The organism is Streptomyces kronopolitis (genome assembly GCF_014646275.1).
Taxonomy (GTDB): domain Bacteria; phylum Actinomycetota; class Actinomycetes; order Streptomycetales; family Streptomycetaceae; genus Streptomyces; species Streptomyces kronopolitis.
The window spans coordinates 96,191-102,739 of sequence record NZ_BMND01000029.1 but is presented as its reverse complement, the minus strand read 5'-3'; the positions used below and the strand labels follow the sequence as shown (position 1 = coordinate 102,739).

The window sequence follows — 6,549 nt, the reverse complement described above, 5'->3', positions numbered from 1 at the left end:
AGCCGGGCCCGCGGACCGGCCAGGGCCAGCGAGCCGGCCCGGCGCAGCCCGACGGTCACCGGCACCGCGGCCCGGCCGCCGCCGCGGGCGGCCGTCCCCAGCCGCACGGTCAGCGCGTCGGGGTGGTCCGGGCCGCGCTCCCAGAGCCGGGGGCCCGGGCCCAGGGCGGTGAGCAGCACCGCGGCGGCATCCGGCCAGCGCTCGTCCGCGGCCGCCCCGGAGAGCGCCTCCGCCGTGCCGTCGTCCCCCACGGCATCCGAGGGGACCGCCTCCGGGCCGCCGGCCGGCGGATACACCACCGGGAGGGTCTCGGGCCGCTCCACGGCGGGCCGGCCGCCGGCCATCCGCCGCGCCCAGCCGCCGGGCCCGCCCCGCCGCGCGTCCTTGCGGGCGGCCTCGCCGGGCGGCACGAGCGCCTGCTGCCCGCCGTGCGTGGGGTCCTGCCCGGCGCCCGGCCCGTATGCACCGGAAGCGCCGAAAGCCCCGGCTGCCCGGTCCGGGGTGCGGTCGTAGACCTGGCCGCCGGAGAGGTCAGGGAAGCCGTCCGCCGCCGGAGCGCGCCGGGGGGCCGGGTCCGGCGCGCCCTGCCACGACCGGTCGGCGCCGGTCTCGGTGCCGCGCAGCGGGGTGTCCCGCCGCCCCGTGGCGTCCGCCGCCGGCCGGGACGAGTGGACGGGAGCGGCCGGGCGGCCGTACCCGGCCCCCGCGTACGCGCCCCCGGCCGCGGCGGTGGCGCCGTGCGGACCCGCCGCAGCTCCGTGGCCGGCCGCGCTGCCGCCGGCCGCCCCCGAGGTGATCCGCAGCTGCCCCTCGCCGTCCGGCGCGGTCGCCAGGGCCGGGTCCGGGGCGCCGGGCGCGGACTGCAGGCGCAGCGCGGACTCGCCGATCCGCAGCAGCGCGCCGGGCCGCAGCGGCGCGGGGCGCTCGCCGAGGGCGGTGCCGTCCACGGCCGTGCCGTTGGTGGAGTGCAGATCGGCCACGGTCACCGCGCCGTCGGGCCCGACCGTCACGGCGCAGTGCAGCCGGGAGACATCGGGGTCGTCGAGCGGGACGTCGGCGTCGGCGGAGCGGCCGATGCGGATCTGGCCGCCGTGCAGCAGATGCACCCCGCCGGCATCCGGGCCGGAGACGACGCGCAGCCGCGCCGAGTCGTGCGGCAGGCCGTGGGCGGGGGAGGGGCCCGGGCTCTGGAGAGCGAGCACCGCGCCGTCGATCAGCGGGGGCTCGCCGAGCGCCGCGCGCTGCGGATCGAGCCGCTCGGACCCGGCGTAGAGCACGACCGGGGCGCTGCTGCCGCCGCCGACATCGGCGCCCGAGCCCGCCACGGAGGCCGCGAGCGAGCCGGCCACCGCCGCCAGCGCGGTCCCGGCGGGGGCCGTCACGAGCACGTCGCAGGCCCGGGTGGTGTGGCCGCTGCGCGGCCCGAGGACGGTCAGCCGGATCTGCATCGCCGTCAACGGTCCCTTCTGCCGGGATCCGCAGGGGGCCGCTCCTCCCCCCACCGCACCCGGGCACGTCGGCACGGACAAGTCCCAAGTGCACGTCGCGACACGGATCGCCGCCCCCACCGCATCGTGCTGGGAGCATCCTCGCACCTGGCACTGACAACACGCCCGCCGACCGCCGTTCAGTGATCTTGATTGGTCTTCTAAGGGCGAAAAAGTGCCTGCTTGCGTGCCGCGCCCGGCCGGAATTCGACCGCCGTGGTCAGCTCGGACGCGTTCCGGCCCGGCCGCGCGGGCGGTGTGCGCACCGCCCGGACGAACGGGCAACCATCCGCCGCGCACGTGCGTCTTTCCCACAAGCCTGTGCCGGGCCGCCGGACCGAAAAGCTTGTCCGACGGCACTACAGTGGGTCGGACGGCCGTGCGGAAGGCGAACCAGCCGACCCGGTGGGCCAGGCAACGAGAACCACACGACCAGGGAGCGCATGACGTGCGGCCGGTAGGCAGCAAGTACCTGCTCGAGGAACCGCTGGGACGCGGCGCCACGGGCACCGTCTGGCGTGCCCGCCAGCGGGAGACGGCGGGCGCCGAGGCCGCTGTGGCCGGAGAGCCCGGTGAGACGGTCGCGATCAAGGTCCTCAAGGAGGAGCTGGCGCACGACGCGGACGTGGTGATGCGCTTCCTGCGGGAGCGCTCCGTCCTGCTGCGCCTGACCCACCCCAACATCGTCCGCACCCGCGACCTCGTCGTCGAGGGCGATCTGCTGGCCCTGGTCATGGACCTGGTCGACGGTCCCGACCTGCATCGCTACCTCCGCGACAACGGCCCCTTCAGCCCCGTCGCCGCCGCCCTGCTGACCGCCCAGATCGCCGACGCGCTGGCCGCCAGCCACGCCGACGGCGTGGTGCACCGCGACCTCAAGCCCGCCAACGTCCTGCTCGCCGGGTCGGACGGCAGCGGCCAGATGCACCCGATGCTGACCGACTTCGGCATCGCCCGCCTCGCCGACTCCCCGGGCCTGACCCGCACCCACGAGTTCGTCGGCACCCCCGCCTATGTGGCCCCGGAGTCCGCCGAGGGCCGCCCGCAGACCTCCGCCGTGGACATCTACGGCGCCGGCATCCTGCTGTACGAACTCGTCACCGGCCGGCCCCCGTTCGCCGGGGCGACCGCCCTGGAGGTGCTGCACCGCCACCTCAGCGAGGAGCCGCGCCGCCCCAGCACGCTGCCCGAGCCGCTGTGGACGGTGATAGAGCGCTGCCTGCGCAAGCGCCCCGAGGAGCGGCCCGGTGCCGAGAACCTCGCGCGGGCCCTGCGCGCCGTCGCGTCCGGCATCGGGGCGCACGCCTCCCCGGCGCAGGCCGAGGCCGCGCTGGGCGTCGCCGCGCTGCTCGCCCCCGACCCCGCGCCCGCCACCGTCCCCGGGACGGGCGGCGACGGCCGGTCCGGCGGCGACGCCGACCCCACCCAGGTGCTGCCCTCCGGCGCCGGCTCCTACGACCCGGCCGCGGCCACCAGCGTGCTGCCGTCCACCGGCGGCCCGGGCGGCCCCGGCGGGCAGGGCGACCCGACCCGCGCGATGCCGCCCATGCCCATGGGCGCGCCGGCCGGCGGACCGCCCGGCGGACCGCAGAACCCCGAGGGCCCCCACCCCTGGGAGTCCCAGATGCGGGCCGCCCGGGACCGCAACGAGCAGACCCAGGTGCGGTATCTGGACCCCACCGAGGACCCGCTGCGCCGCCGCCCGCAGCGCCAGGCCGCCCCCCAGCAGCCGCCGCAGCGCCCGCAGCAGCCCCAGTACCGCCAGCAGCCCCCGCCGGCGCCCTACGCCCAGCAGCAGCCGCAGGCCCCGCAGCGCCGCCAGGAGCCGCCGCCGCAGCGCTACGAGCCGCAGCGGCCGCCCGCCCCGGAGCCCCGGCCCCGGCGCGAGCCCCGCCAGCGCAGCGCCAACCCGATGAAGATCCCGGGCCTGGGCTGCCTCAAGGGCTGCCTGTTCACGATCATCCTGCTGTTCGTGGCGGCCTGGCTGGTGTGGGAGCTGACCCCGCTCCAGGAGTGGATCGGCACGACCAGGGGCTTCTTCGCCCAGGTCGGCCACGTCTTCCACAGCGTCCAGCGCTTCGTGCAGAAACTCGGCGGCTGACGCCGGCCGCCCGCGGGCGATCCCGCGGGCGGCACCGAACCCACTCTGTGGATTTGTCGACTCCTGAGGGGCAATTTCGCCCACAGAAGTGAAGGTTGCCGCCGTACGGGGCACGAACTCCCCTGGCATCCGCGTAGCTTTGACGCCAACCTCAGCCCCCGCAGGACGCTCGGGGGCCCGACACGTCGGAGCAGTCTTGGCACGGAAGATCGGCAGCCGGTACACCGCCCACCAGATCCTGGGGCGCGGCAGTGCCGGCACGGTATGGCTGGGCGAGGGTCCCGAAGGGGCCGTGGCCATCAAGCTGTTGCGTGAGGAGCTCGCGGCCGACCAGGAGCTCGTCGGCCGCTTCGTCCAGGAGCGGGCGGCCCTGCTGGGCCTGGCGGACCCCCATGTCGTCGGCGTCCGCGACCTCGTCGTCGACGGCAACGACCTGGCCCTGGTCATGGACCTGGTCCGCGGCACCGACCTGCGCACCCGCCTGGAGCGCGAACGGCGGCTGGCCCCCGCGGCGGCCGTCGCGATCGCCGCCGACGTCGCCGACGGGCTCGCCGCCGCGCACGCCGCCCGGATCGTGCACCGCGACGTCAAGCCCGAGAACGTCCTGCTGGACATGCAGGGCCCGCTCGGCCCCGGCGGCGCGCACCCCGCGCTGCTCACCGACTTCGGCATCGCCCGGCTCGTCGACGTGCCGCGCCGCCTCCCGCAGACCCCGGCCGCGGGGAGCACCGTCCCGCTGCGCTCGACCAAGGTCATCGGCACCCCCGACTACCTCGCCCCGGAGATCATCGAGGGCCTGCCGCCCCGCGCCTCCGTGGACGTCTACGCCCTGGCGACCGTCCTGTACGAGCTGCTCGCCGGGTTCACCCCGTTCGGCGGCGGGCACCCCGGGGCGGTGCTGCGCCGGCATGTGACCGAGAGCGTGGCGCCGCTGCCCGGCATCCCCGACGAGCTGTGGCAGCTGCTGCTCCAGTGCCTGGCCAAGGCGCCGGCGAGCCGGCTGCGCGCCCCGGAACTCGCCGCCCGGCTGCGCGAGCTGCTGCCCTCCCTGGCCGGCATGCCGCCGCTGGACATCGACGAGCCGGACGACGAGCAGCCCGACGACGAGCCGGAGGGCGCCCCCGGGGCCCGCGACGAGGCCTTCCGCCCGGCGGCGGCACCAGGACAGCGGGACCGCACCCCGCCGCGGGGCGCCGTCCCGCTGGTCCAGGGCGCGGCCCCGGACTCCAACCGGGACACCCACACCAGCATGCGGGTCCCGGGCCCCGACGAGCTGGCGGGCGGCGCCCACGGCACCGCCCGCACCCCGCGCGCGGCCGGTGAGCGCCGGGCGGGCTCGGCCCGGCACCGCGCCTCGCCGGAGGCGGTGCGCCGGCGCCGGATCAGGTGGGGCGCGGCCGCCGCCGCGGTGGTCGTGGCGGCCGGCCTGGGCGGCTGGCTCGCCTCGGGCGACGACGGGGCGGGCGACGCCACACCGGGCGTCCACCGGTCCGGACCCGACACCCCTGACGGCTCCGGTGACGACTCCGGCATCGCGCCGTGACCCGCCGGGCCCGGCGGTGAGCGGCGTGCCGGGCGGCGCGGCGCCCCTGCCCGGGCCGCCGCGGGAGGATCCCGGCGGGTCCGTCCTGCCGGGGCCGGGTCACGCGGACGGTGGCAGCCGTTAGGCTGGGTGCGTGGCAGTCGTCGATGTATCCGAAGAGCTGAAGTCCCTCTCCTCGACCATGGGGTCGATCGAGGCCGTCCTGGACCTCGACCGGATGAGGGCCGATGTCGCCGTGCTCGAGGAGCAGGCCGCGGCACCCTCCCTGTGGGACGACCCGGACAGTGCCCAGAAGGTCACCAGCCGGCTGTCCTACCTCCAGGGCCAGCTGCGCCGGGCCGAGGAGCTGCGCGGCCGCGTGGACGACCTCGAAGTGCTCTTCGAGCTCGCCGAGGCCGAAGGGGACGAGGACGCCCGCGCCGAGGCCGAGACCGAGCTGGCGGACGTCCGCAAGGCCGTCGAGGAGCTGGAGGTCCGCACCCTCCTGTCCGGCGAGTACGACTCCCGTGAGGCGGTCGTCAACATCCGCGCCGAGGCCGGCGGTGTGGACGCCGCCGACTTCGCCGAGAAGCTCCAGCGGATGTATCTGCGCTGGGCCGAGCGCCACGGCTACAAGACCGAGCTGTACGAGACCTCGTACGCGGAAGAGGCCGGCATCAAGTCGACCACCTTCGCCATCAAGGTCCCGTACGCCTACGGCACCCTCTCCGTCGAGCAGGGCACGCACCGCCTGGTGCGGATCTCGCCGTTCGACAACCAGGGCCGCCGCCAGACGTCGTTCGCCGGTGTCGAGGTGCTGCCCGTCGTGGAGCAGACCGACCACATCGAGATCGACGAGTCCGAGCTGCGGGTGGACGTCTACCGCTCGTCCGGCCCCGGCGGCCAGGGCGTCAACACCACCGACTCCGCGGTCCGGCTGACGCACATCCCCACCGGCATCGTCGTCTCCTGCCAGAACGAGCGCTCGCAGATCCAGAACAAGGCGACCGCGATGAACGTCCTCCAGGCCAAGCTCCTCGAGCGCCGCCGCCAGGAGGAGCAGGCGAAGATGGACGCGCTCAAGGGCGACGGCGGCAACTCCTGGGGCAACCAGATGCGTTCCTACGTCCTGCACCCGTACCAGATGGTCAAGGACCTGCGGACCGAGTTCGAGGTCGGCAACCCCACCGCGGTGCTGGACGGCGACATCGACGGCTTCCTGGAGGCCGGGATCCGCTGGCGCAAGCAGCAGGAGAAGTGACCGGCCCGGCCCGGATCTGAGCGTCTGACAACTGTCTCCCCCGGGGAGGCAGTTGTTTTTCCTGTGGCGGATTGGTCACAGTCGTATGTCCATGTACCGCCCAACTCTTGACAATTCGGACGCGGGGCCTTTATTCGGCCTTGACGATGGTGGCCGAACTGGGAAGGGTGAGCGCGGC

General features: G+C 76.0%; 4 protein-coding genes. 3 read left to right on the top strand and 1 reads right to left on the bottom strand.

Annotated elements, in window-relative coordinates:
* The coding region (locus tag IEY78_RS26090; protein WP_189102284.1) for an FHA domain-containing protein at positions 1-1,448 on the bottom strand (1,448 nt) is incomplete at its 3' end.
* A 487-nt stretch (positions 1,449-1,935) separates the two neighbouring features.
* On the opposite strand from IEY78_RS26090, the gene IEY78_RS26085 reads away from it, so the two are divergent.
* The 3 genes from IEY78_RS26085 (at position 1,936) to prfB (ending at position 6,371) form a co-directional block, all read left to right on the top strand.
* Complete coding sequence (locus tag IEY78_RS26085; RefSeq protein ID WP_189102266.1) at positions 1,936-3,588, top strand: serine/threonine-protein kinase; 1,653 nt, start codon at positions 1,936-1,938, stop codon at positions 3,586-3,588.
* A 196-nt stretch (positions 3,589-3,784) separates the two neighbouring features.
* On the top strand, positions 3,785-5,131 hold the full coding sequence (locus tag IEY78_RS26080; protein WP_189102264.1) for a serine/threonine protein kinase: 1,347 nt from the start codon (positions 3,785-3,787) through the stop codon (positions 5,129-5,131).
* A 133-nt stretch (positions 5,132-5,264) separates the two neighbouring features.
* Positions 5,265-6,371, top strand: coding sequence for a peptide chain release factor 2 (gene prfB / locus IEY78_RS26075; RefSeq protein WP_189102262.1), 1,107 nt, complete (start codon positions 5,265-5,267; stop codon positions 6,369-6,371).
* Positions 6,372-6,549 lie beyond the last annotated feature (178 nt).